The sequence below is a fragment of the Nocardia sp. NPDC055053 genome (assembly GCF_053608285.1).
In genome coordinates this window covers 136,934-161,764 of the sequence record NZ_JBSGVD010000006.1, presented here as the reverse complement: position 1 = coordinate 161,764, position 24,831 = coordinate 136,934, and the positions used below count along the sequence as shown (strand labels likewise).

The following is a 24,831-nucleotide window of genomic DNA, read 5'->3' as shown; positions in this document are numbered from 1 at the left end:
GTCCCATCCCGATGGTAGACACGGCGCGTCACGCCACACTGCCCGACCAGACTCTCACGACCGATCTCACTGCCGCCGACGATGCGGAATTCGAAGTCGAACTCACCGGCACCGCGGCTTTCGACGCCACCGGTGACCGCACCGTCATGCCGTCCTGGGACGAACTGGTCCGCGAACACGCCGACCGGGTATACCGGCTGGCCTACCGCCTCTCCGGCGATGCGCAGGATGCCGACGACCTCACCCAGGAGACCTTCATCCGGGTGTTCCGCTCGCTGCAGAACTACCAGCCAGGCACCTTCGAGGGCTGGCTGCACCGCATCACCACCAACCTCTTCCTCGACATGGTCCGTCGCCGCAACCGCATCCGCATGGAAGCGCTGCCCGAGGACTACGACCGGGTTCCCGCCGAAGGCCCGACTCCGGAGGAGTCCTACCACGACGCACGTCTGGACCCCGACCTGCAGAAAGCGCTGGATTCACTGGCGCCGGAGTTCCGTGCCGCGGTGGTCCTGTGTGACATCGAGGGCCTGTCCTACGAGGAGATCGGCGCGACGCTCGGCGTGAAGCTGGGCACCGTGCGCAGCCGGATCCATCGCGGGCGGCAGGCACTGCGCGACTACCTTGCGCATAATGGAACTGAGCAGCGGTACTCCGCTGACGCCTACGCAGGGTGATGCCGTTCTCGGTATCGCCGGGCCTCTCGGTTGATGTCGGTCGGAAGGAAGAACTCCGCATGAGCGTGGATCGCAGTGCCTCCTCAGGTCGTACCCCGCGCTTTCAGCCCACCGAGCACCTGGCCAGCGAGGCGATCGCGGCCTATGTCGACGGCGAACTGCGCATGAACGCGTATCTGCGCGCCGCCCAGCATCTTTCGGTCTGCCCGGAATGCGCGGCCGAGGTCGATGCCCAGCAGCAGGCGCGCATCGCGCTGCGCCGGGCCGCCGAAGTCGCCGTGCCGCGCAGCCTGCACGACAGCCTGACCCGCATCCCGCTGGGCGAACTGCCCGGGACCTCGCCCGAACCGCCGCGCCGTAACGAGGCGATTCTCGGATTCATCACCGATTCCTTCACCGCGACCCGGTGGACAACCTGGCGTCGCAAGTAGAGTCTCGGACGTGACAGGCGAATCGACGAATTCCGGATCGACCGAACACGCGGATTCGGCGGCCGACCGGGGGAACCTGCGGCCGTCGGACGCGCCGAACCTCGGCCCGCGCCCGGTGTACCGGCCGCACATCGACAGCCATATCGCGCGCGCGTTCCGCCGCCCGAACGGCCAGAACGGCTCGTTCGCACCGCACGACCCGCAGCAGCAGGCCACTGCCCCGCACGCCGATCAGCTGGTCACCCAGCGGCCGCCGGACGGCGTGCTTGCCGAGGCGTTCGCCCGGCCCGAAGGCTCCGACGAGCTGCTGCAGCGCGAACCCGGCTCCGAGGAACCGCGCCCTGGCATCGCCGGTCCGGTCGACCCGTGGCGTGATCCGGCCGCCGGCGCACGCCTCGGTGCGCCCGCCGTCGAGACGCCCGAACCCGAACGTCTGCCCGTCGCCCCCAAGCTGACCGCCCGCGAGGTGCTGTTCGGCTCCCGCGTCGCGCCCAAGGCGCTGGCCCTGCTGGCCGCGCTCGCGCTCGGCATCGCCGTCGTCGGTGGGCTGGTCGGGCGGATCAGCGCCGAGACCGCCTCGACGCTGACCTCACGCAAGGTCACCCTCGACCAGAGCGCGGGCATCGAGGAGCCGCACAGCCGGATCGCCGCCGTCGCCAATGCCGTTCTGCCGTCGGTGGTCTCGATCCGGGTCACCGTCGGCGACAACGGCGCGACCGGTTCCGGCGTCGTGATCGACGGCGCAGGCTACGTCGTCACCAACAACCACGTCATCTCGATGGCCGCGACCGACAAGTCCGATCGGGCGGCCATCCAGGTGCAGTTCTCCGACGGCACCAGGGTGCCCGCCCAGATCGTCGGCCGCGACCCCAAGACCGACCTGGCCGTGCTCAAGGTCGAGGCCAAGAACCTGACCGTGGCCACCCTCGGCAAGTCCGCCGAGGTGCAGGTCGGCGACGACGTGCTGGCGGTCGGCTCCCCGCTCGGCCTGAGCAAGACCGTCACCTCCGGCATCGTCAGCGCCCAGCACCGCCCCGTGAAGCTGGCGGGCGAGGGCAGCGACACCAATGCCGTGATCGACGCCGTGCAGACCGACGCCGCGATCAACCCCGGTAACTCCGGTGGCGCCCTGGTCGACATGGAGGGCCGGGTGATCGGCATCAACACCGCGATCCGCAGCGAGACCGGCGGCTCGGTCGGCCTCGGCTTCGCCATCCCGGTCGACGTGATGACCGCCGTCACCCAAACCCTGATCCGCGACGGGCAGATGCACCACCCGACCATGGGCATCACCGTCCGCACCAAGACCGTGGCCAACGAGGTCACCAGTGGCGCCCAGGTGGCCGACGTGAAGGTGGGCAGTCCTGCCGCGCGCGCGGGCATCGTCGAAGGCGACGTCATCGTCGGCATCGGCGATCGCGAAGTCACCAGCGCCGACGAGTTCACCGTCGCCGAACAGCGAAATCAGATCGGCCAGCAAGTCACGGTGAAACTGATTCGCGACGGCCGCCAGGTCGACGTCCCCGTCACCCTCGAGTCCGACTGAGGCGCAGATGCCAGGTAAAGCTGGCCGGACATCGTGTTCGTACCGTCCACCTGGCATTTCCGCGCCGTCCACCTGGCATTGCTGTGGCGAACGGCTCCGCCGCCTCACGACAGTCTCGGCAACGATTCGAGGTAACCTGGGCTCGTGTTCAGCAACATCGGGTGGAGCGAGATGATGATCCTGCTCGTCGCCGCCCTCGTGATCCTCGGCCCGGAGCGCCTGCCCGGCGCTGTCCGCTGGACCACGCGTTCCCTGCGCCAGGTGCGCGACTACGCCAGTGGCGCCACCACCCAGTTGAAGCAGGAACTGGGGCCGGAGTTCGACGAGTTGCGCAAGCCGCTGGCCGAGCTGAACGAACTGCGCGGGATGAGCCCGCGGGCGGCGGTCACCAAGCACCTGCTGGGCGGTGACGATTCGGTGCTGCGTGATCTGGAGAGCGCGGTGCCCGACAAGCAGCAACTGTTCGGCGCGAGCAGCGGGATGCCCGGCGCTTCGGGGCCACCCTCGCTGTCGAAGCCGCTGGACCGCAACGAGCGTCCCCCGATCGACTTCGACGCCACGTAAACGGGCAGAACACACCGCACGGTCGGCATTTGCCACGGGGTCGCAGAGCCCCCGCACATCCTCGGCTACCTCGAAATATTGTGATTGCCGCCAAGATGAACATCATTACCGTTGTGCGGCAAGACAGTTCGATGTCAACCGATATAGACACGGAATGCTGTCGAGCTGTCTAGACTTCGCACATGTCGGCCGATGACGTGGCACGAGTCTTCGCGATCGAAGACAAGGTCGAGAGACTCAAAGCAGCCACCGACGGGGTGGCGGCTGCCCAGCAGACCATCAACGAACTCACCAGGATCAGGCGCGCCGTGATCCGCGAACTCCATGCCGAAGGCTGGACGTTCGCCCGGATCGGCGCCGCGGCTGGACTATCCCGTGCGCGCATCCACCAGGTGAGCACGCAGGGACCGGTCCCCGAGGGCCTGTTCTTCGGGCACGGCTCGCTGACCGTGCTCGCTCCCGAGGTCCGCGCGGGCAGGCTACTCGGCGCACCCGACCCCGCGGCCGCCCAGCGACTGGCCGAGCTGCTGCGTCAACTCGGCTTCGTGGCGAACGTGGAGACCTTCCTGCCCGGCAGGCCGATCGACCTCAATCGCGACGGCCTGGTGATTCTCGGCGGCCCCGAGCTGTCCCCCAGCCTGCGTCAGCTGGTCGTCGCCGATCCCCGGCTGCGCCGGACCGTCACCCGGGCAGGCGACACCCGCCGTGGCATCGAGGACAGGGCGGCGCGCCGCGTGTACCGCCCCGGTGGCACCGAACCGCACGACATCGCCTACCTGGCCCGGCTGCCCCGCCCCGACCGGCGCGGCAGCATCATGCTGATCGATGGCCTGCATCCGCCGGGCTCGCTGGGCGCGATCCGATTGCTGGCGACCCGGCTTGCCACCCTGCACGAGCGGGCGAGCACGCATTTGTTCTCGGTCCTCATCGCGGTGCGGTACGACCGCACCACCGGCGAACCTGTCGACGCCGACCTACTCACCCCGGTTTACCGGCACGAAACCGACCCAAGGTTGGCTACGACCCGGGTTCGTCCATAGTTAGATCTAAACTCGCCATGCTTTGTGATCTCCATCACGCTACTGTTATGGTTCACAAACTGTCCGCGATGGTTAGATTGCTAGCGAGTAACCGAGTGTGAGTAGGTGAGCGTCACATGTTCTCGTCTCCCGAGGCCAGCGCATGCCGGGTTCTGCCCGTCCGCGCGGCAGGCACGCCGGATCCACGGCCCGTCCCCCCGTTCGACGCCGAGCCGGCCGCTGCCGAGGTCATCGTCGCCACCCACCGCGTCACCTACAGCGACCGGTTGAAGGTCTTCATCGGCCCGAACGAGGACGTGGACAGCTTTCTACGCCCGTTGCGCCGGATGGACGGTCATCAGCGCTACGCACTCGATCTGGCCGTGCTCCCCGAGCCGATGCCCGCCACCGAGGTCACCGCGACGGTGAGCGCGGCGCGCGGCGATCTCGCCCTGCAGTGCGCGGGCTCGGCCGACGCGATGACCCTGCAGTTACGCATGACGGTCGACCACGTCACCCGCCGCTACACCCTCGGCTTCCCCGGCACCAGGCTCGGCCTGCCCACGGTGTACGTGCCGCACGGTGACGACGACACCTACGTCTATCCCGAAGAGGTATTCACCGCCGAGCGCGCCGCCGAGATCTGCCGCGGTTTCTTCCACGACGGGATCGTGCCGGGTTGGCTGCAGCACCGCGAGATCCTCGACTGATCCGCGCGCGGACGCTGTGCCGTAGCTAGGCTGGTCACGACGGTCACGACCCGTGGATAGTGGCCGCGGGAAGGCCGGTGCGCGATGCGTGATCTGCTCGGGCAGGTGCTCGACCTGCTTCCCGGTGAGCCGGTGGCGCTGGCCAGAATCGTCGACCGGACCGGTGCGGGCCCCCGGGACACCGGCGCGGCGATGGCCGTCACCGCGGACGGCCGAGTCATCGGTTCGCTGTCCGGCGGCTGCGTCGAAGCGGCGGTCGTCACCACCGCGGGCCAGGTCCTGCGCGACGGCAACGCGAGCACCGAACGCTTCGCCGACGACGACGAATTCACCGTCGGCCTGCCCTGCGGCGGCGAGATCGAGGTCTTCGTCGAACGCCTCGACCACGCCGATCTCCCCTTGCTGCGCGCGCTGCACGCCGCCCTCACCGCGCACCAGCCCGTCGCCTACGCCACCACACTCGAATCGACCCCCGATCGAAAACTCCTGCACCCCGGCCGGATCGAGCCTTGGCGCGACCTCGACCAGGACGCCGCCGCACTCCTCACCGCAGGCCACAGCGGCCTGATCGGCGCCCAGGACTGCACCCCCGCCGCCGCGACCCGCCCACGCACCTTCGTCCAGGTCTTCCGCGCCCCCGCCCGCATGATCCTGGCAGGCGCCAACGACTACACCCGCGCCCTCACGGTGGCGGCCACCCAGCTCGGCTACCACGTCACGGTCGTCGACGCCCGCGAAACCTTCACCAACCCAGCCCGTTTCCCCGCCGCCGACGAGGTGGTCGTCGACTGGCCCCATCGCTACCTCACCGCGGAGCACGAAGCAGGCCGCATCGACACCCGCACCGTCATCTGCGTCCTCACCCACGACCCCAAATTCGACATCCCGACGCTGACAACGGCCCTCAGCCTGCCCGCCATCGCTTTCCTCGGCGCCCTCGGCTCCCGCCGAGCCCACACCAACCGCACCCAGCGCCTGCACGAACTGGGCCTGAACGGCACCGAAATCTCCCGCATCCGAAGCCCACTCGGCCTCGACCTCGCCGCACACAGCCCCGAAGAAACCGCGATCTCCATCCTGGCGCAAATCCTCGCCGATCGCGGCGGCGCTACCGCCCGACCGCTGACCGCGCTCGACGGCCCGATCCACCACCGCTCCTAGCCCGAACCGCCCGGATCTCTGTACACGCCGCGCCAACTTCGATACAGTTTGTTTCATAGTTATGAAACATCTTGTCTCACAAGGAGGACCGGTGCGCCCACCCGATCCGCGGACCGTGCGTAGTCGCGATGCCGCGCTCGCCTCGGCCAGGGAGCTACTGGTCGAGCAGGGCCTGGCCGGGCTGACGCACGGCGCTGTCGCGCTGCGCAGCGGAATCAGCCGGGCCACGCTGTATCGCCTCTGGCCGGAACCGACCGATCTGGTGCACGCCACCATCACCTGGCACATCGCCCTCGCGCAGTCACCGCCGACCGGTGATCTGCGCGCCGACCTCCTGACCGAACTGACGGGTACCCGCGCGATGCTGCACCAGCCTGCCAGCGAGCAGGCGATGCGCGTGCTGATCGAAAGAGCCGCTGTCGACCCGAAATTCGCGGAGGTCAAGGAGTCGCTGTACCGGTCGGGTACCCGGGTGGTGCGCTCGATCCTGGCCGATGCCGTCACCCGCGGCGACCTGCCCGCCGATCTCGATGTCGACCTGGCCGTCGACCAGCTGCACGGACCCCTGTTCTTCCGCAGGCTCGTCGCCCACCGCACCTTCGATCTGGACTACGTGCACGCGGTCGTCGACGACTTCCTCCACTGCCGCCTGACGAAAACCCCACACCAGCAAGGATCTTCGTGACATGACCGCCCGCCTGCTCGCCATCCTGGTCGCCGTCGTGACCGTATTCGGCGCACTACTGGCCGATTTCGTCATTCCCGCAGGCGCCGCCCAGCATCTGCGCAACGACGCCTGGCCGCCACACGCGAAATTCCACGACGCCCAATACATCGCCATGTCCATCCTGCTCGGCGTCCTCGCCCTGATCCTGCTGCTCCGCCGCGACGGCACCACCCCATCCCGAGTCCGCACCTCCTGCGCCGTCCTCGCCACCCCCTGGCTGGGCCTGCTGGCCGCCTTCCTGTTCCCCGGCACCGCCATCCAGGACCCCGGATTCGACAACCCCTCCCTGTTCGGCCTCCACCCCCAGGTCCTCCTGGCCGCGATCCTGCTGGTCCTCCTGGCCATCGCCGCCGCACTCACCACCCGCGAGAATCACCTCGGCGGGCAGCAGACGGGCGCCTCGTCGAGGTGACGAGGCGCCCGGTGGGGTCGATTACGCGGCGACTTGTTCCGGTCGGAGGGTTTTCATCGGGGGGCGGTCTTCGAGGGAGACCTCGGTGGAGTGGGGGATGAATTCGCCGCCGATCAGGGGGAATTGGGTGAGGGCGGCGCCGGAATCGGTGACGCCGCTGCGGCCGAGGGCGGTGCCGAGGATTTGGCGGCTCATGACGCCGAGGTCAGCGAGGGGGCGGTTGCGGTGGGTGCGCACGCCCAGGTTGACCTGGGTGATGGCGTCCATGCCCAGCTGGTCGTAGGTGTCGAGGAGCAGGCCGATCTCGACGCCGTAGCCGGGGGCGAAGGGGACGGCGGTGAGGAGTTCACGGGTACCCGCGTATTCGCCGCCGAGGGGCTGCAGGACCTGCGAGAGTTCCGGGCGAAGGGCCGCGAGGAGCGGGCGGGCGACGAGTTCGGTGACGCGGCCGCCGCCGGTGGCGTCGACGGACTCCCCCTGGCGCAGCGGGCGGCGGTAGTAGGCCTTGGCGAGGTGGGTACCAGGCATGGTCAGCAGGGGGCCGAGCAGTTTGGGCACGAAGGCCGGGTCGGGGTCGATCAGGTCGGAGTCGACGAAGGCGATCAGATCGCCCGTCGTGCAGGCCAGCGAGCGCCACAGCGCCTCACCCTTGCCGGGGACCGGCTCGAGTTCGGGGACGGCTTCCTCGCGGGTGAACACCTCGGCGCCCGCCGCGCGGGCACGGGTGGCGGTGGCGTCGGTGGAACCGGAGTCGAGCACGATCAGTTCGTCGACGAGCGTGCCGAGCAGCGGCCGGATACTGGCCACCACCTCGGCGACGGTGTCTTCCTCGTTCAGCGCGGGCAGCACCACCGAGACGGTGCGGCCTGCCTTGGCGGCGACGAGCTCGCCGACCGTCCAATCAGGGGTGTCCCAGGTGTGGGTGGTGGCCCAGGCGGGCTCGCGGTGTTGGATTTTCATGCCAGACCTCGCAGAGTTCGTGCGGGGGGCCGGATGCCCTGGATCGCGGCGATCATGTCCACGACCCGCCGGGTTTCGGCGACTTCGTGAACCCGGAAGATTCGAGCGCCAGCGGCGGCCGACCACGCGGTCGCCGCCAATGTGCCCTCGACCCTTTCGGTCAGACCGACACCTAAAGTCTCCCCGATAAAATCCTTGTTGCTCAGTGCCATCAGGACTGGCCATCCGGTATTTACAAGACCGTCGATTCCGCGCAACAACTCGAGCCCGTGATAGGTGTTTTTCCCGAAATCATGGGTGGGATCGATCACGATGCCATCCCGGCGCACGCCCGCCGCCGCCGCATTCTCCGCCGCGGCGACAACCGTCGCCGTCACCTCGGCCACCACATCGGCATAGCGGACCCGATGCGGGCGCGTGCGCGGCACCGCACCGCCGGTGTGGCTGCAGACGATGCCTGCGCCTGTTTCCGCGGCCACGTGCACCAGATCGGGATCGGCGCCCGCCCAGGTGTCGTTGACGAGGTCGGCGCCGACGCCGACAGCCGCCCGCGCGACATCGCTGCGCCAGGTATCCACACTGATCAACAGGTCGGGATATTTCGCCCGGATCGCCGCGACGAACGGGACAACCCGCCGGGTTTCCTCGACGGCGTCGACCGTGACGCCGGGGCCCGCTTTCACCCCGCCGATATCGACCAGATCGGCGCCTTCGTCGACCGCGCGCGCCACCCGTTCCATGGCGGCCTCGTCGCTGAAAGTCGCGCCGCGGTCGTAGAAGGAGTCGGGAGTGCGATTCACGATCGCCATCACCAGGGCACGATCCGTCGCCACCTGCCGCCCGCAAAAAGTAGGCAGGGCCCCGACTTTTGCCGACAACTCAGCGCTGTCCCGCCTCTCCGCGCCTTTTGCCGACAACTCGGTCCCGCTACTGCTTGTGTTCCAGGCAGGCGGTTGTGCGTCTGGTCGGGGTCCGGGCGTGCCCGACGAGTTACCCATGTTCATGCGAAATCAGACGTTACCTTGCTACCGCGGCGCCTGACCGGCCGCGACGTCGGCCGCGTACCCGTCGTAGGCAGGCACGTACCCGGTAGCCGGACCCGACAGCACGTACAGCTGACTGTCCCCATCCACCGCATAACCCTGCTTACGCAACTCCACCTTGCGGCTCTTGAACGTCGAGGTCTGCTCCAGCTCCGCCACCACCCGCACGAACAGCGGGATCGCGTACATCGGCAGCCGCTGGTAGACCGTCGCCGCCAGCGCCCTACCGTCGAACTCGGCGCCGGGATGCAGGGTGACCGCGGCCATGCCGGCCTTGCCGTCGGTGCCGGGGATGTCGACGCCGTAGACGACGGCCTGGGCGATGCTCTCGTCATGGTCGAGCGCGCCCTCGACCTCCGTGGTCGCCACGTTCTCGCCCTTCCAGCGGAACGTGTCACCGAGCCGGTCGACGAAGGCGATGTGCCAGAAGTGCTGATCGCGGACGAGGTCGCCGGTGTCGAACCAGCAGTCGCCCTTCTTGAAGCCGTCGCGGACCAGCTTGGACTCCGACGCCTTCTTGTCGGTGTAGCCGTCGAAGGGCTGGCGGTCGTTCACCTTGGCCAGCAGCAGGCCGACCCCGCCCGAGCGCACGCGGCGCAGCTTCCCGTCGCTGCCACGGCGAGCCTTGCCGGTCTCGTCGTCGTACTCGACGACCGCGTACGGCAGCGGGCACAGGCCGGCGGTCCGGTCGAGGCCGAACGCGTTGACGAACGCCAGCGGCGCCTCGCTGGACCCGTAGAACTCGACCACCCGGCCGATCCCGAACCGCCTGCGGAACTCGTCCCACAGTTCCGGCCGCAGACCGTTGCCGACGGCGAGGCGGACCCGGTTGTTCTTCTCGGCGGGCCGCACCGGCTGGTTGAGCAGGTACCGGCACAGTTCGCCGATGTAGATGAACGCCGTCGCGCGCTCGCGGGCGATCTCGTCCCAGAACCCCGACGCCGAGAACTTGCGGCTGAGCACGTAGGTCGCCTCGCCCGCCAGCACCGCCGACAGCGCGACCGTGAGCGCGTTGTTGTGGTACAGCGGCAGGCAGCAGTACAGGCCGTCGTCCGCCCGCAGCCGGACACCGAGGCCACCGAGCCCGGCCATGCTCTTGGTCCAGCGGTAGTGGGTCATCACGCTGGCCTTGGGCAGGCCGGTGGTGCCGGAGGTGAAGATCAGGAACGCCCGCTCGCCCGCGGTGACCTCGGTACACACGGCCGGGTCGGCATCGGGTGCGGTGCGGGCGGATTCGGCGAGTTCCTCGGCGGTGAGCACGTTCGCCGCGGGCTCGGGCAGCGAGTCCAGCGCCTCGGCGCATTCCTCGCCGACCACGGTGAGCACGCTGTCGAGCAGGCCGATGCTGTGCGCGAGCACCTGGTCACGCTGGTTGTAGTTGAGCAGGCCCGCGCTGCCGCCGAGCTTGAGCACGGCGAGCACCGTGAACAGGGTCTCCGGCCGGTTGGTCATCAGCACGCCGACCACGTCGCCGCGCCGCACACCGCGCGCGGAAAGCACTGCCGCGTACCGGTTCACCTCGCTGTTGGCGGCGCGATAGGTGTAGGAGCGGCCCTCGAAACGCAGGAAAACGCGGTCGGGCCTGCGGTGGGCGACCCGCTGGAAATACAGGCCGATGGAGGCTTTGGCCTTGGGCCCCACCAGCATTCCGCGCGCATTGCGCAGCATGCCGGGCGCGTCGAGCGCCATCCCGGGCAGCGCCTTGGCCAGGTCGAATACGCTCACGGTCGAGCGGGCGTCGTTGCTCACGTCGAGTCTCTCCTAGCCGGCCACAGCCGGTTTCAGCGCAGCGAATGCGGCGGGCAGGTCGGCGGCCACGGTGAGGCGGTCGCGCGCGTGCGGCGACACCATGCCGCGTTCGTACAGTTCATCGATCCAGCGGAACAGCCCGCTGTAGAAGCCGTTCACGTCCAGCACGACAACGGGTTTGGCGTGCTCACCGAGGTAGCCGCCGGTCCACGTCTCGAAGAACTCCTCGAGTGTGCCGATCCCACCCGGCAGCGTCAGGAACGCGTCGGATCGGGCCTCCATCAGCTGTTTACGCTGACGCATCGTGTCGGTGACGAGCAGTTCGCCCGCGTCGACATCGGCGACTTCGGAGTGCACCAGATGTTTCGGGATCACCCCCACGGTGTGCGCCCCACCGGCGCGGGCCGCGGTGGCGACCGCGCCCATCATCGACACGTGACCACCGCCGGAGACCAGCTGCCAACCGCGCCGGGCGATCTCGGTGCCGACGCGCGCGGCCAGGCTGATCAGATCGGGATCGGTGGTGCTGGCCGAGCAGTACACGCAGACGGAGTAGGGCGCGCTCACCACTTGTCCTCGGTCCCGAGACGCTCGATATTCGCGTGGTTGCCGGTCTCGCCCTGGATGATGCGCACGACCTCGTCGACGCTGTCGGTGAGCTGGATCAGGTCCAGGTCTTCGGGGGAGATCTTCCCCGAGCCCGCCAGCGAATCGCGCAGCCAGTCGACCAGGCCCGACCAGAAGTCGGTGCCGAACAGGATGATCGGGAACCGGGTGATCTTGCGGGTCTGCACCAGGGTCAGCGCCTCGAACAGTTCGTCGAGGGTGCCGAAGCCGCCGGGCAGGCAGACGAAGGCCTGCGAGTACTTCACGAACATCGTCTTGCGCACGAAGAAGTACCGGAAGTTGATGCCGAGATCGACCCAGTCGTTGAGGCCCTGCTCGAACGGCAACTCGATACCGAGCCCGATCGAGTAGCCGCCCGCCTCCGACGACCCGCGGTTGGCGGCCTCCATCGCACCCGGTCCGCCACCGGTGATCACCGCGAAGCCGGCCTTGGTGAGCGCGGCGCCGATGGCCCTGCCCGCCGCGTACTCGGGATCGGTGCTGGGCGTGCGCGCCGAACCGAACACGGTGACCGCGGGCGGTACCTCGGCGAGCGCGCCGAAACCCTCGACGAATTCGGCCTGGATCCGCAGCACCCGCCACGGATCGGTGTGTACCCAGTCGCTGTCCTGCCGGGTGTCGAGCAGGTTCCGGTCCGCGGTCCGCATCCCGGGTTTGCGGTCGCGCCGGAACATCACCGGCCCACGGAACTTCGCCGTGGGCTTGACCCTCCCAGCCTGATCAGCGGAATCGGTAGACATACCCCCCACGCTACTGGGTCCGCGCCGCGGTCAGTCGTCAGTGGGCTGACAGGTAGGTGCGCAGCATCGTGGTGACAGCGGTGATCTGGCTCAGCGGGACGTGTTCGTCGCGCTTGTGGGCCAGATTGGGGTCGCCGGGACCGAAGTTGACCGCCGGGATGCCCCGGGCGGCGAAGCGCGAGACATCGGTCCAGCCGTACTTGGCGCGGACGCCACCGCCACCGTGGGCGTTGACCGAGTCGATGAGGGTGCGCGCGGCGGGCGCGGTGAGGCCGGGCAGCGCCCCGGGCGAGGAGTCGGTGACCACGAAGTCGACGTCGAGTCCGTCGAACACCTCGCGCACATGGGCGACGGCCTGCTCGACCGTGCGATCGGGGGCGAAGCGGAAGTTCACATCCACCTCGGCGGCATCGGGCACCACATTGCCCGCGACCCCGCCGGACACGCGCACGGCCGACAGGCCCTCGCGGTACACGCAGCCGTCGATGTCGACCTCGCGCGCCTCGTAGGCCGACAACCGGGCCAGCACCGGCGCGAGCCCATGGATCGCGTTGACGCCCAGCCAAGCCCTCGCCGAATGCGCGCGCACACCCGCGGTACTCAGCCGCACCCGCAGCGTGCCCTGGCACCCGGCCTCGATCCAGCCACCGGAGGGTTCGCCGAGGATCGCCAGATCACCGTCGAGCCACTCCGGCAGTTCCCGTTCGATCCGGCCGAGGCCGTTGAATTCGGCGGCGATCTCCTCGGCGTCGTAGAAGATCAGCGTCAGGTCGTGCGCCGGCTCGGCGATCGTGGCCGCGAGATGCAGGAACACCGCGTCGCCTGACTTCATGTCGACGGTGCCGCAACCGAACAGCACCGGTTCCCCGGCCACCGTGTCCGAGCGGCTCGGGACGTTGTCGGCGATCGGCACGGTGTCCAGATGTCCGGCCAGGATCACCCGCGTCGGCAGCCCGCGCTGGGTCCGCGCCAGCACCACATTCCCGTGCCGCAGCACCTCGAACCCGGTGGTCTGCTCCCGTAATGCCTGCTCGACCAGATCCGCGATCTTGGCCTCGTCCAGCGACACGCTGGGGACGTCGACCAGGGCGGCCGTCAGCTGAATGGGGTCGGCATGCAAATCGAAAGTCACCACTCGACAGTAGTACGGGCGCGGGCCCACCGAGCGAACCAATGGCAAATATTACGATTGTTTGAAGATGAACCCCCTTGCGCGGCAATGGAATTCCGCCGCGCTAGCGTTCTCGCGCTGCCTTTATCCGGGCAGCTGGAAACGGAGGGATTCACACGAAATGAAGTTCGGAAAGATCACTACCGCTGCATTCCTGGCTATCACCGCGATGGGGATTACCGCGGCCACCGCCAATGGTCAGCCCGCCGTGGCGACCGAGCAGCCTGCCGTAGTGGCTTCGGGGGGCGCGACTTCTGGGGTTACCCACGGCATCAACTACACCACCGCGGTGTCGCCCGCCGACAAGACCATCACCTGGGCGGTCGACAGCGGCCGGTTCGTGCTCGCCGCGGACGGCTCCGCGGTGCAGCTGCGCACCGAGGACGGCGTGACCGTCGACCAGGCGCCGCTGCGCTCCGAGGTCGCCGGGCTGCCGATCGCGGTCACCCCGCAGATCAGCGAGGACGGCCGCACCGTCAAGCTGGCCGCGTCGATGACGCAGGAGGACACCACGAAGCTGCAGAGCGTCGCGGGCCTGAAGGACATCAGCTCCTATGACCGGCTGATGGAGCAGGTCAACAAGAACCTGCCCGGCGTCGTCATCGGCGGCATCATCGGTGCCTTCATCCCGTTCCTGTGGCTCATCACCATCCCGGCGGGCATGGTGATCGGTGGTTACGTGATGGGTGGCCAGGAATTCCTGGACGCTGTCATCGCTTTCGCCACCGGCCAGCCCTGATCCGAGGCGAGAACACCACACGGGTGCGCGGGCGGTTCTGCCCGCGCACCCGTGCGCGTCGGGGGTGGCCGACACAATTGTCCGCGGACCCGGCAAAATGAGCACCGTGAGTATTCAGGGAGCAACTGCAGTCGGCATCGCGAACGTCACCTCGGACGGCACCGTCCTCGACACCTGGTACCCCAGCCCCGAGCTGGGCGCATTCACCGAGACCGGCTCCAAGCGCGTGGACGCGGCGGAGGTGCCCGAGTTCGCCGAGCTGCTCGGCGTCGACGCGGCGCGCGGCGTCGAGGTGATCGCGGTGCGCACCACGATCGCCGACCTGTCGGCCGCCCCGGTCGACGCGCACGACGTCTACCTGCGCCTGCACCTGCTCTCGCACCGTCTTGTTCGGCCGCACGGCGTGAACCTCGACGGCCAGTTCGGCCTGCTCAGCAATGTCGTGTGGACCAACCACGGCCCGTGCGCGGTGGAGGGCTTCGAGCAGACCCGGCTGAAGCTGCGCGCCCGCGGCCCGGTCACCGTGCTCAGCATCGACAAGTTCCCCCGGATGGTCGACTACGTCGTGCCGTCGGGCGTGCGCATCGGCGACGCCGACCGGGTCCGCCTCGGCGCGCATCTCGCCTCGGGCACCACCGTCATGCACGAGGGCTTCGTCAACTTCAACGCGGGCACCCTGGGCAACTCGATGGTCGAGGGCCGCATCTCGGCGGGCGTCGTCGTCGGCGACGGCTCCGACATCGGCGGCGGCGCGTCCACCATGGGTACCCTGTCCGGCGGCGGCACCACCGTGATCTCGGTCGGTGAGCGCTCGCTGCTCGGCGCGAACGCCGGCCTCGGCATTCCGCTCGGCAACGACTGCGTCCTCGAGGCCGGGCTGTACCTGACCGCGGGCACCAAGGTCACCGGGCCCGACGGCACCGTGGTCAAGGCCGCGACCCTGGCCGGCAAGAACAACCTGCTGTTCCGCCGCAACTCCACCACCGGCGCTGTCGAGGTCGTCCCGCGCAAGGGCACCGGCATCGAGCTCAACGCCGCACTGCACGCCAACGACTGAGATTCGTTCCCGGCGGCCCCGCACTCACCCGAGTGCGGGGCCGCTGCCGTTTCGCGTGTGACCCGGATCACCATCACAAACCCGCGCTCTCCCGCATCCCATGGTCGACCCAGATTTTCCCGGCAGGAGGCAGACGATGGACATCGTGGTGATCGGCGCAGGATACGCGGGAACCGTGGCGGCGAACCGGCTGGCGAAGAAGGCACCGGAGGCCAGGATCACCGTGCTCAACCCACGGCCCGATTTCGTCGAACGGGTCCGGCTGCACGAGCAACTGGCCGGAACGGGCACGGCCGCGACCCCACTCGCCGACATGCTCGCCCCCGCCGTCGCGACCCGCGTGGCGGGCGCGGACAAGATCGGCGACGGCACCGTGACCCTCGACGACGGCACCGCGCTCGACTTCGACCACCTGTTCGTCGCGGTCGGTAGCACGGCGACGCCGCCGGCAGGCACGATTCCGGTCGGCACATGGGAGGGCGCCGAGCAGGCGCGCGCGGCCTTGGCCGCACTGCCCGCGGACCGGACCGTCACCGTGATCGGCGGCGGCCTGACCGGCATCGAGACCGCGGCGGAGGTCGCGGAGGCAAGGCCGGATCTGCGAGTTCGGTTGGTGGGGGCCGAGATCGGCGCGAGCCTGTCGGCGGGCGGACAGCGGCGCGTGCGGCGTGGATTGGGCAGGTTGGGCGTGGAGATCGTCACCGGCGCGGTCGAGCGGAGCGAGAACGGAACGGTGTGGCTGCGCTCGGGCAGCGCGCTCGAGTCGGACCTGACGCTGTGGGCGGTGGTGTCGGGGGTGCCCGACCTGGCCGCACGCAGCGGGCTCGCCGTTGACGCCGACGGCAGGGCACTGGTCGACCCGTATCTGCGCAGCGTGACCGACCCGCGCGTCTTCGTCATCGGTGATTGCGCCGCCGTGCCGGGCGCGCGGATGGCCTGCGCGACGGCGGCACCGCAGGGCGCGCACGCGGTGGATACGCTGGTCCGGATGATCGAAGGACGTGAGCCACGGCCCTATTCGATGGGATACGGCGGCCAGGCGCTGAGCATCGGCAGGCGCGACGCCGTCATCCAGTCCTCGCGCCGCGACGACAGCCCGCTGCCGGTGTCGTTCGCGGGTCGCGGCGCCGCGTTCACCAAGGAACGCATCGTCCGGTACGCCGCGTGGAGCGCGCGCACCGGCAACAGCGTGTGGTTGAGCGGCCCGAAGCGGTGACCACCGAGCACGAGCGGACCTTCGCCGAGAACCGGCGGCTGCTGTTCTCCATCGCCTACGAGATCCTCGGTTCGGTCGTCGACGCCGAGGACGTGCTGCACGACAGCTATCTGCGGTGGGTCGACGTCGATCTGGCTCCCGTCGAGAACCCGCGCGCCTACCTGGCCCAGATCGTCACCAGGCAGGCGCTCGGCGTGCTGCGCTCGGCCGCGCGCCGGCGCGAGGAGTACATCGGTCCGTGGCTGCCCGAGCCATTGGCCGCGGAGTCCGAGGGCGGGGTCGAACACGTGCTGACCGGCGAGGCGGTGACCACCGCGATGCTGCTCGTGCTGGAGACCCTGACCCCGGTGCAACGGGCGGTGTTCGTGCTCCGCGAGGTCTTCGCGTTCAGCTATGCCGAGATCGCGACGGCCGTCGGTAAGTCCGAAGCGGCGGTGCGGCAACTGAATCAGCGCGCCAGGGATCGCGTGCACGAGAAGCGCCACACCGCGATCGCGACACCGGCCGAGGCGCAGTCGGTGGCCGAGCGCTTCTCGATCGCGGCGGCCACCGGCAATGTGCAGGCGCTGATGGACGTGCTCGCTCCCGACGTGGTCTTCATCGGCGACGGCGGCGGCGTGGTCAGCGCGGTGCGCAGGCCGGTGTTCGGGCCGGACAAGGTGGCGCGACTGGTCATCGGCCTGTTCCAGAAGGGCAGCCGGATGGGCGAGGTGGGCGTGCATTTCGGCATCTACAACGCGATGCCAACGGTCGCCGCGACCCTCGACGGCGTGCTCGACCAGGTGACCTCCATCGAGGTCACCGAGGGCGTCGTCACGGCGGTGTACTGCGTGCGCAACCCCGACAAGCTCAGGACCGTGCGCATCCCGGAGTGATCCAGCCGATACTCGACTCCGCCCGCCGCGCGCAGTACGCTCGACTCTTATACGGAACCGTATAACTGGAGGCACGATGCCACTTCCACCCGGCCAGCGCGCCGTCGAAGGCTTTCCCCGCTTCGGCACCCACCTCCATCACCCGCCGCCGCCGGTTCCCGAACACCCGGTGATCGAGATCGACGGCGCGGTGACAGAGCCGATCACCCTGTCCGAGACCGACCTCGCGCGGCTGCCGCGGCAGCGACTGGAGGCCGACTTCCACTGTGTCGCAGGCTGGTCGGCCACCGACCTGGTGTGGGAGGGCACCCCGTTCAAGACCTTCTACCGACTGCGGGTCGAACCGGCGCTGCGGCCGGGCGCGACGATCAGCCATGTCGTCTTCGAAGGTCTCGACGGTTACCAGTCTGTCGTCCTGCTCGAGGACGCCATGGCCGACGACGTGCTCATCGCCGACCGGCTCGACGGAAAGCCGCTGAACAGCGACCACGGCGCCCCGATACGGTTGGTGAGCCCTCGCCAGTACGGCTTCGTCAATACGAAGCACCTGTGCCGCATCGAATTCCACACCGCGCCGCCCGCCGACCCCGACAAATGGTCACCCCTCGCCGCGCACCGCAGGGCGCGGGTCTGGGAGGAGGAACGGCACCGCTACCTGCCCGCCCGGGTGGTGCGGCCGATCTACCATCGCCTCATCGGGCCGATCCGCGCGCTGAGCGCCAGGGGCAGCGAGAAGCGGACGTCAGCCCAGTAGCTTCTTCTGCACCTTGCCCATCGCGTTGCGGGGCAGCGCGTCGACGAAACGGACCTCGCGCGGCCGCTTGTGCGCCGAAACCTGCTCGCCTACATGGGCGATCAGCTCGGCGCCGAGCTCGGCGGTACCGGCCTCGCGCGGCACGACGAAGGCGACGATGCGCTGGCCCAGGTCGTCGTCGGGTAGCCCGGCCACGGCGACCTCGGCCACCGCGGGATGGCCGAGCAGCGCGGTCTCGATCTCACCGGCGCCGATGCGGTAGCCGCCGGATTTGATGAGGTCGATGGACTCGCGCCCGACGATGCGATGGAAGCCTTCGGCATCGATGACGGCGACGTCGCCGGTGCGGAACCAGCCGTCCTCGGTCCAGTCCGCCGCGGTGGCCTCGGGACGGTTGAGATACCCGTCGAACAGCATCGGCCCGCGCACCTGGAGGGCGCCGATGCTCTCCCCGTCGTGCGGGACGGGCGCGCCGGACTCGTCGCGCAGCCGGGTCTGCACGCCGCTGACCGGGGTGCCGACCCAGCCGGGCCTGCGCTCGCCATCGGCACGGGTCGACAGCGTGATCATGGTTTCGCTCATGCCGTAGCGCTCCACCGGCGGCTGCCCGGTGAGCTCGGTCAGCTTCTCGAACACCGGCACCGGCAGCGGCGCGCTGCCCGACACCAGCAGCCTGGCCTTGCCCAATTGCCGTGCCAGCTCGGGCTGTTCGACGACCCGCGACCACACCGTCGGTACCCCGAAGTACAGGCTGCCGCCCGCCGCCGCATACGCCTCCGGTGTCGGCTTGCCGGTGTGGATCACCGGGCTGCCGACCCGCAGCGGGCCGAGCAGGCCGAGGATCAGCCCGTGTACGTGGAACAGCGGAAGCCCGTGCACCAGTGTGTCTTTCCAGGTCCAGTCCCACGCCTCGGCGAGGGCGTCGAGCCCGGCGGCGATCGCACCGCGGCTCAGCATCACGCCCTTGGGCGACCCGGTGGTGCCCGAGGTGTAGAGGATGAAGGCCGTCGACGCGGGGTCCGGTTCGGGATAGGTGTGCCAGGAGCGGGCGTGCAGCCGCACCGGCACCACCGGCAGCGCGGTCCCCTCCGGCGCGGCGCCGAGCCAGGCCTGCGCACCGGAATCGCGGAGGATGTGCTCGAGTTCGGCCGCGCCGGAATCCGGCGGCACCGGCACCACGGTCACCCCGGCGATCAGGCAGCCGACCACCGCGAGCACCGTGCGCACGGTCGGCTCGGCCAGCACCGCGACCCGGTCGGCGCGGGCGATGCGCTCGGCCACCGAGGTCGCCGCACCCAGCAGGTCGGAGCGCGACAGAGTGGCATCATCGATGGTGACGGCGTCGGGAATATCGGCCCCGGCGGCGATGGCGTTCGGATTCAGCGAGGCGAGCAGCAGCGGCGGACCGTAGGGCATCCGTCCACGCTAACGCGACGATGTTTCGGTGCTACGCGCCGCCGTCCGTTGACTCCCCGACGACATGATGAGACATTCTCCATATAGTTCTCTCACCGATGAAGGGGTCAACGATGACCATCCTTGCTCGCGCACGTTCGGGTCGGCTCGAACCGGCGGAATTCGACATCCGGGACTACGTCGACGGTTCGGCCGCCTTCTGGGGCGCGACCGCCAATGTGATCATGCAGCTCAGTCTGGCACCCGTCGGCTACGGTGTCGCGGAATCGCGAGTACACAGCGGCAGCATCATGAAACATCCGGTGAAGCGAACACGCACCACCCTCACCTATCTGTCGGTGGCACTGATGGGCACCGACGCCGATCGCGCCGCCTACCGCACCGCGATCAACGGCGCGCACAAGCACGTCCACTCCACCGCAGCGAGCCCGGTGAAGTACAACGCGTTCGACAAGAACCTGCAGCTGTGGGTAGCCGCCTGCCTGTACTGGGGCTCGGTCGACGTGATGAACCGCGTCTACGGCCCCGTCGACGACGACATCGCCGACACCTTCTACGAGTACGCCCACCACCTCGGCACCACCTTGCAGGTACCGAAGGCGATGTGGCCCGCCGACCGCGCCGCGTTCGACGCCTACTGGGCCGCGAATCTGCCGCTGACCAGCATCGACCCCACCATCAAGGCCTACTTCGACGACCTGCTGGACCTGAAGATGATCAGCCCGCCGTTGCGGCTGCCGTTCGCCAGGTTCCACCGCTGGTTCACCACCGGCCTGCTCCCCCGGCACATCCGCGACGAACTCGGCGTCACCTGGACCGAGCGTGACGAGCGCACGCTGAACCGGCTGATGCGCGCGGGCGGCAAGGTATCGGCCCGGATGCCACGGGTGATCCGTAACTTCCCGTTCAACGCGACCCTGGCCGACATGCGCCGCCGCAACCGCGGGGGCAAGCCGCTGATCTGATCGACGCTCCCGCGCGCCTCCCCCGCTGACCTGCGACTTTCGGGTTTCATTCCCGACAATCTGATCGCCGTCGCCGCAGAACCGGAGGAATGCTCGTGAGTATTCGAACACTGACAGGGTGCGTGGCGGCGGTCGCCGTCGGTCTCGCGATCGCCGCGCCCGCCGCCAATGCCGACGAGGACCCGACCACGGTGCCGCCGCGCACCGCCATCTCGCTGCGCACGCCCGGCGGATTCGGCTGGGGCACAGCCAATGAGCACGAGTCCCGCTCGGCGCTGTCGATGTCCAAGCTCTACATCGTCGACTACGCGCTGCGCCACGGCGACGGCTCGCCGGAAGACCGGGCGCTGTCGGAACGGATGATCCGCGACTCCGACGACGGCGCCGCCACCCAGCTGGCGGCCAAGTATCCGCAGGCCATCGAGGCGACCGCGGGCGAATACGGATTGCGCCAGACCCACGGCACCGCCGACTGGGGCCGGTCGAGCACCAGCACCGCCGATATCACCGACTTCCTGGTCGCCAAGCAGCGCACCGACCCCGGCTCGCCGATCTTCGAATGGATGGCGGGCGCGAGCAATACCGCCGCCGACGGCACACCCCAGAACTGGGGCACCGCCCAGCTGCCCGGCGTGCAGGGCAGCAAGTGGGGCTGGTCGGATGTGGGCGCCCCCGAGGTCGCCTCCGCGTCCTTCGGACCCGGCTTCTCGGTGGCCGCGCACACCTACGGCACCCCGGCCGACCAGTCCGCGGATGTGCTCGACGCACTGCCCGCGCTGATCGTGCGCCTGGTGGTCGGCCCGCACTAGCCCATGTGCGGGTAGCGGTGGCCGGTCGGCGGGACGAAGGTTTCCTTGATCACCCGCGGGGCGACCCAGCGCAGCAGGTTCAGCGGGGATCCCGCCTTGTCGTCGGTGCCGGAGGACCTGGCGCCGCCGAAGGGCTGCTGACCGACCACCGCGCCCGTCGGCTTGTCGTTGATGTAGAAATTGCCCGCCGCGAAACGCAGTGCTGCGCTGGCCTTTTCGATCACGGCGCGATCCTGGGCGAAGACGGCACCGGTGAGCGCGTACGGTGACGTCGAATCCACTTCGGCGAGAATGACATCGAAGGCGTCGGGCGCGTCGTCGTCGTAGACGTACACCGGCAGGACGGGCGCGAAGTACTCGGTGCTGAAGGCCTCGTCGCGCGGGTCGTCGGCGATCAGGACCGTCGGGCGGACGAACCAGCCGACGCTGTCGTCGTAGGTGCCACCCGCCGCGATGGTGATTCCGGCGTCCCTGGCCCGCTCGATGGCGGCGACCCCTTTGTCGTAGGCGCGCTGATCAATCACCGCCCCACCGAAATTCGCGAGATCGGCGACATCGCCGTAGCTGATCTCCTCGACCGCGGCCAGGAACTGCTCACCCATCTTCCGCCACAGCGACCGCGGCACGTAGGCGCGGGAGGCGGCCGAGCACTTCTGGCCCTGATATTCGAAGGCGCCGCGAATCATGGCGGTGGCCAAGGCATCCGGGTCGGCCGAGGGATGGGCGAGGATGAAGTCCTTCCCGCCGGTCTCGCCGACCAGCCGCGGATAGGCGTCGTAGCCACCGATATTCGCGCCGACCTGGTGCCAGAGGTGCTGGAAGGTCTTGGTCGACCCGGTGAAGTGGATACCGGCCAGGCGCGAATCGGCCAGCGCGACCTCCGAGAGATTCCGGCCGTGGCCGGTGACCAGGTTGATCACGCCGGGCGGCAGTCCCGCGGCCAGCAGGATCTGCATCGTGACCCACGCCGCGAGTGTCTGCGCGGACGACGGTTTCCAGATCACCGTATTGCCCATCAGCGCGGGGGCGGTGGGCAGATTGCCCGCGATGGCGCTGAAGTTGAACGGGGTGATCGCGTAGACGAAACCCTCCAGCGGCCGGTGGTCCATCCGGTTCCAGATGCCGGGACTCGACTGCGGCTGCCACTCGAGCAGCTGCCTGCCGTAGGCGACATTGAACCGCCAGAAGTCGACCAGTTCGCACGGCGCGTCGATCTCGGCCTGCACCGCCGACTTCGACTGCCCGAGCATGGTCGCCGCGGCGACGGTCTCCCGCCACGGCCCCGCCATCAGATCAGCGGCCCGCAGGAAGACCGCGGCCCGCGCGTCGAACGACATCTCCCGCCACTGCGGCCCCGCGGCGATGGCCGCCTCGATCGCGTCACTGGCCTCCTCGTGCGTGGCATCGGTATAGGTGCCGAGCACCAGCGACCGCCGATGCGGCGCCACGATCCCGTGCCGCTCCCCCTCCCCGCTGCGCTCCACCCCGCCGATCACCAGCGGCACATCCACACACTCTCCCGCGATCTCCCCCAACCGCGCCCGCAGCCGCTCCCGTCCCGCCGTCCCCGGCGCATACGACTGCGCCGGCTCGTTCGCGGGCACCGGAACCACCGTGACAGCGTCCATACCCCGAGGCTATCGCCGTTGCGCCATGATCGCCCGGATCAGAGTGTCGCTCGGCGCGTGACCGGTCAGAAGGGTGCCTGCCGCCACCAGTCGTCGCGGGTCTCCTCGAAGGTGTGGCCGGGCCAGGACACCTCCACCACCGAGTTGGCGCTGAACACGTTGCCGCGCTCCCTGGCGGCCAGGGTGAACGGTGCGGCGGGGTCGCGGGGGCGGTAGACCGCCAGGCTGGTGTGGTGCAGCTCGCGGATGGTGTCCTCGGTGGTGTGGCGGGCGAGGTAGGCCTCGGCGTCGGCGGCGGTCGGGTACTCGGTGTACCAGGCCAGCACGCCGTTGGCGTCGGTGCAGGTGATCTGGCGCAGCGGTGCCGGGTCGCCGGGCAGGACCACCAGCGAGGGCGTCGCCGAACAGCTCGCGTCGCGCCAGCCGCGGCCGTCCGGCCGTAGCGGGATCAGGTCGGTGAAGCCCGACGCGACCGACTCGTGCGCACCCCAGGTCGGGGCGGGCGGCACCCGGGTGGGCCGCACGAACTTCCAGTAGATCGCGCCGACACCGACGATGCCGATGCCTCCCACCATGGCGAGCACGAGCAAGGTCACCGCCAGCGCCCGCCAGCGCGACGACACCGCCTTGCGCGGCGTAGGGGCCTGCGGGCCGTAGCCGCGCTGCGCCGAACTGTCGGCGGCCGCACCCCGCCCGGGTGCGCCGACTTGCGGCAATTGCGGTGCCGAATCCGGCGGCGCGACAAGCGTTGCCATCGTCGGCATCGAATCCGGCTGTGCGACCTGCCACTGCGGCACGGATCCGTGCGGCGCTTGCCCCTGCGGTGCCAGGGCATGCGGCACCGATGGGTTCGACGCCTGCGCGTTCGGTCGCGATGCGTTCGGTGCCGGAGCGTTCACTCCCTGCGCAGTTGTTCGCTGCGCGTTCAGCGCTGAGTGCGGCGCGGGTTTGTGCGCGGCAGGCCCCATCACGCCGAGGGCAGCCTCCGCGAACTCCGCACAGCTGCCGAATCTTTCGGCCGGGTCTTTCGCCAGGGCGCGGGCGATCACCGCGTCGATGCTCGCGGGCAGAGCGGGAACGGCGGCGGACGCGCGCGGCGCCGGCTTGCTCAGGTGGGCGGCGACAACGGCACCGGGATTGTCTGCGGGGAACGGGCTTTCGCCTGTGAGCAGGGTGAACAGGGTGCAGCCGAGGGAGTACTGGTCGGAGCGGTGGTCGACCGGGGCGCCGGAGAGTTGTTCCGGGGAGGCGTAGGCGAGGGTCGCCAGGAAGGCACCGGTGCGGGTGAGCTGGCGGGCGTCGCCGCGCAGGCGGGCGATGCCGAAGTCGGTGAGCAGGACGCGGTCACCGGTGCGGGCGGCGGCGAGCAAGATGTTGGCGGGCTTCACGTCTCGGTGCAGGACACCGCGCTCGTGGGCGTAGTCGAGTGCTTCGGCGGTCTGGGCGACGATGCCGACAGCGCGGACGGGATCCAGTGGCGTGCCGCGGAACACCGACGCGTCGGTGCCGTCGACATACTGCATGGAGATCCACATCAGCCCGTCCTCGACGCCGCGATCGAGGACCGACACGATGCCGGGATGATCGAGATGCGCCGACACATCGGCCTCGCGCTCGAACCGCCCGCGCACCTCGGGGTCCGAATACAGTTCGCGATTCAGCAGTTTCAGCGCCACCTGCCGCGGCAGCCGCGGATGCGCCGCCAGATAGACGGTGCCCATCCCACCCCGGCCGAGCAGCCGTTCGATCCGATACCCGGCGAACACCGTGCCCGCGCCGAATTCCACCCCGTGCATCCGTGACGAGCCTTCCGATCTCAACCGCTCCGACTGCCG

25 protein-coding genes are annotated in these 24,831 nt (G+C 69.4%); 16 read left to right on the top strand and 9 right to left on the bottom strand.

Features of this window, described 5'->3' with window-relative positions; genetic code table 11:
• Positions 1–11: 11 nt before the first annotated feature.
• From sigE to ACWF82_RS08780, 9 genes are all read left to right on the top strand, one after another.
• Positions 12–677, top strand: a complete 666-nt coding sequence (gene sigE, locus ACWF82_RS08820) for an RNA polymerase sigma factor SigE (RefSeq protein WP_452499431.1) — start codon at positions 12–14, stop codon at positions 675–677.
• A gap of 59 nt (positions 678–736) precedes the next feature.
• Positions 737–1,108: a zf-HC2 domain-containing protein gene (locus ACWF82_RS08815; protein ID WP_452499429.1), complete on the top strand. Its 372-nt coding sequence runs from the start codon at positions 737–739 to the stop codon at positions 1,106–1,108.
• A 10-nt stretch (positions 1,109–1,118) separates the two neighbouring features.
• Entirely contained in the window at positions 1,119–2,654 is a 1,536-nt protein-coding gene (locus ACWF82_RS08810; RefSeq protein WP_452499427.1) for a trypsin-like peptidase domain-containing protein, read from the top strand.
• A 144-nt stretch (positions 2,655–2,798) separates the two neighbouring features.
• Entirely contained in the window at positions 2,799–3,218 is a 420-nt protein-coding gene (gene tatB / locus ACWF82_RS08805; protein WP_452499425.1) for a Sec-independent protein translocase protein TatB, read from the top strand.
• Positions 3,219–3,400: 182 nt separating this feature from the next.
• Positions 3,401–4,258, top strand: a complete 858-nt coding sequence (locus ACWF82_RS08800; RefSeq protein ID WP_189026372.1) for a hypothetical protein — start codon at positions 3,401–3,403, stop codon at positions 4,256–4,258.
• A 116-nt stretch (positions 4,259–4,374) separates the two neighbouring features.
• Positions 4,375–4,947: a hypothetical protein gene (locus tag ACWF82_RS08795; protein WP_452499423.1), complete on the top strand. Its 573-nt coding sequence runs from the start codon at positions 4,375–4,377 to the stop codon at positions 4,945–4,947.
• Positions 4,948–5,031: 84 nt separating this feature from the next.
• Positions 5,032–6,108 carry an XdhC family protein gene (locus ACWF82_RS08790; protein ID WP_452499422.1) on the top strand — a complete coding sequence of 359 codons (1,077 nt, stop codon included), beginning with the start codon at positions 5,032–5,034 and terminating at the stop codon, positions 6,106–6,108.
• Between the two features lie 91 nt (positions 6,109–6,199).
• A complete protein-coding gene (locus ACWF82_RS08785; protein WP_452499420.1) occupies positions 6,200–6,793 on the top strand; it encodes a TetR/AcrR family transcriptional regulator in 594 nt (197 codons plus the stop codon).
• Between the two features lies 1 nt (position 6,794).
• On the top strand, positions 6,795–7,247 hold the full coding sequence (locus tag ACWF82_RS08780; protein WP_452499418.1) for a DUF6640 family protein: 453 nt from the start codon (positions 6,795–6,797) through the stop codon (positions 7,245–7,247).
• Between the two features lie 21 nt (positions 7,248–7,268).
• Here ACWF82_RS08780 and ACWF82_RS08775 read toward each other — a convergent pair whose 3' ends face one another.
• Genes ACWF82_RS08775 through dapE form a run of 6 tightly spaced genes read right to left on the bottom strand, consistent with a single transcriptional unit; the run spans position 7,269 to position 13,498 of the window.
• Positions 7,269–8,207, bottom strand: coding sequence for a glucosyl-3-phosphoglycerate synthase (locus ACWF82_RS08775; protein WP_452499416.1), 939 nt, complete (start codon positions 8,205–8,207; stop codon positions 7,269–7,271).
• Positions 8,204–9,211 carry a dihydropteroate synthase gene (folP, locus tag ACWF82_RS08770; RefSeq protein ID WP_452499414.1) on the bottom strand — a complete coding sequence of 336 codons (1,008 nt, stop codon included), beginning with the start codon at positions 9,209–9,211 and terminating at the stop codon, positions 8,204–8,206. Before folP ends, ACWF82_RS08775 begins: the two co-directional genes overlap by 4 nt.
• A 21-nt stretch (positions 9,212–9,232) precedes the next feature.
• Positions 9,233–10,999, bottom strand: a complete 1,767-nt coding sequence (locus tag ACWF82_RS08765; RefSeq protein ID WP_452499412.1) for a long-chain-acyl-CoA synthetase — start codon at positions 10,997–10,999, stop codon at positions 9,233–9,235.
• Between the two features lie 12 nt (positions 11,000–11,011).
• On the bottom strand, positions 11,012–11,566 hold the full coding sequence (locus ACWF82_RS08760; RefSeq protein ID WP_452499410.1) for an LOG family protein: 555 nt from the start codon (positions 11,564–11,566) through the stop codon (positions 11,012–11,014).
• Positions 11,563–12,366: an LOG family protein gene (locus ACWF82_RS08755; RefSeq protein WP_452499408.1), complete on the bottom strand. Its 804-nt coding sequence runs from the start codon at positions 12,364–12,366 to the stop codon at positions 11,563–11,565. Before ACWF82_RS08755 ends, ACWF82_RS08760 begins: the two co-directional genes overlap by 4 nt.
• Before the next feature lie 37 nt (positions 12,367–12,403).
• Complete coding sequence (gene dapE / locus ACWF82_RS08750; protein WP_452499406.1) at positions 12,404–13,498, bottom strand: succinyl-diaminopimelate desuccinylase; 1,095 nt, start codon at positions 13,496–13,498, stop codon at positions 12,404–12,406.
• 160 nt (positions 13,499–13,658) lie between these two features.
• On the opposite strand from dapE, the gene ACWF82_RS08745 reads away from it, so the two are divergent.
• From ACWF82_RS08745 to ACWF82_RS08725, 5 genes are all read left to right on the top strand, one after another.
• Complete coding sequence (locus ACWF82_RS08745; protein WP_452499404.1) at positions 13,659–14,276, top strand: hypothetical protein; 618 nt, start codon at positions 13,659–13,661, stop codon at positions 14,274–14,276.
• Between the two features lie 106 nt (positions 14,277–14,382).
• On the top strand, positions 14,383–15,333 hold the full coding sequence (gene dapD / locus ACWF82_RS08740; RefSeq protein ID WP_452499402.1) for a 2,3,4,5-tetrahydropyridine-2,6-dicarboxylate N-succinyltransferase: 951 nt from the start codon (positions 14,383–14,385) through the stop codon (positions 15,331–15,333).
• Positions 15,334–15,469: 136 nt separating this feature from the next.
• A complete protein-coding gene (locus ACWF82_RS08735; protein WP_452499400.1) occupies positions 15,470–16,549 on the top strand; it encodes an NAD(P)/FAD-dependent oxidoreductase in 1,080 nt (359 codons plus the stop codon).
• Positions 16,546–17,424, top strand: a complete 879-nt coding sequence (locus ACWF82_RS08730; protein ID WP_452499399.1) for an RNA polymerase sigma-70 factor — start codon at positions 16,546–16,548, stop codon at positions 17,422–17,424. The genes ACWF82_RS08735 and ACWF82_RS08730 overlap by 4 nt, the downstream gene beginning before the upstream one ends.
• 76 nt (positions 17,425–17,500) lie before the next feature.
• Entirely contained in the window at positions 17,501–18,178 is a 678-nt protein-coding gene (locus ACWF82_RS08725) for a molybdopterin-dependent oxidoreductase (protein WP_452499397.1), read from the top strand.
• Here ACWF82_RS08725 and ACWF82_RS08720 read toward each other — a convergent pair.
• Positions 18,167–19,594 (bottom strand): acyl-CoA synthetase, encoded by a 1,428-nt coding sequence (locus ACWF82_RS08720; RefSeq protein ID WP_452499395.1) that lies wholly within the window; start codon positions 19,592–19,594, stop codon positions 18,167–18,169. The two genes, ACWF82_RS08725 and ACWF82_RS08720, sit on opposite strands and share 12 nt — an antisense overlap.
• Positions 19,595–19,707: 113 nt before the next feature.
• Between ACWF82_RS08720 and ACWF82_RS08715 the strand changes: the two genes are divergently transcribed.
• Both ACWF82_RS08715 and ACWF82_RS08710 read left to right on the top strand, forming a co-directional pair.
• A complete protein-coding gene (locus ACWF82_RS08715) occupies positions 19,708–20,559 on the top strand; it encodes an oxygenase MpaB family protein (protein WP_452499393.1) in 852 nt (283 codons plus the stop codon).
• 89 nt (positions 20,560–20,648) lie between these two features.
• Positions 20,649–21,368, top strand: a complete 720-nt coding sequence (locus ACWF82_RS08710; protein WP_452499391.1) for a hypothetical protein — start codon at positions 20,649–20,651, stop codon at positions 21,366–21,368.
• Here the strand turns inward: ACWF82_RS08710 and pruA are convergent.
• Together pruA and ACWF82_RS08700 are read right to left on the bottom strand one after the other, a co-directional pair.
• On the bottom strand, positions 21,365–22,996 hold the full coding sequence (gene pruA / locus ACWF82_RS08705) for an L-glutamate gamma-semialdehyde dehydrogenase (protein ID WP_452499389.1): 1,632 nt from the start codon (positions 22,994–22,996) through the stop codon (positions 21,365–21,367). The genes ACWF82_RS08710 and pruA overlap by 4 nt on opposite strands.
• Positions 22,997–23,061: 65 nt before the next feature.
• Positions 23,062–24,792 carry a protein kinase domain-containing protein gene (locus ACWF82_RS08700; protein ID WP_452499387.1) on the bottom strand — a complete coding sequence of 577 codons (1,731 nt, stop codon included), beginning with the start codon at positions 24,790–24,792 and terminating at the stop codon, positions 23,062–23,064.
• Positions 24,793–24,831 lie beyond the last annotated feature (39 nt).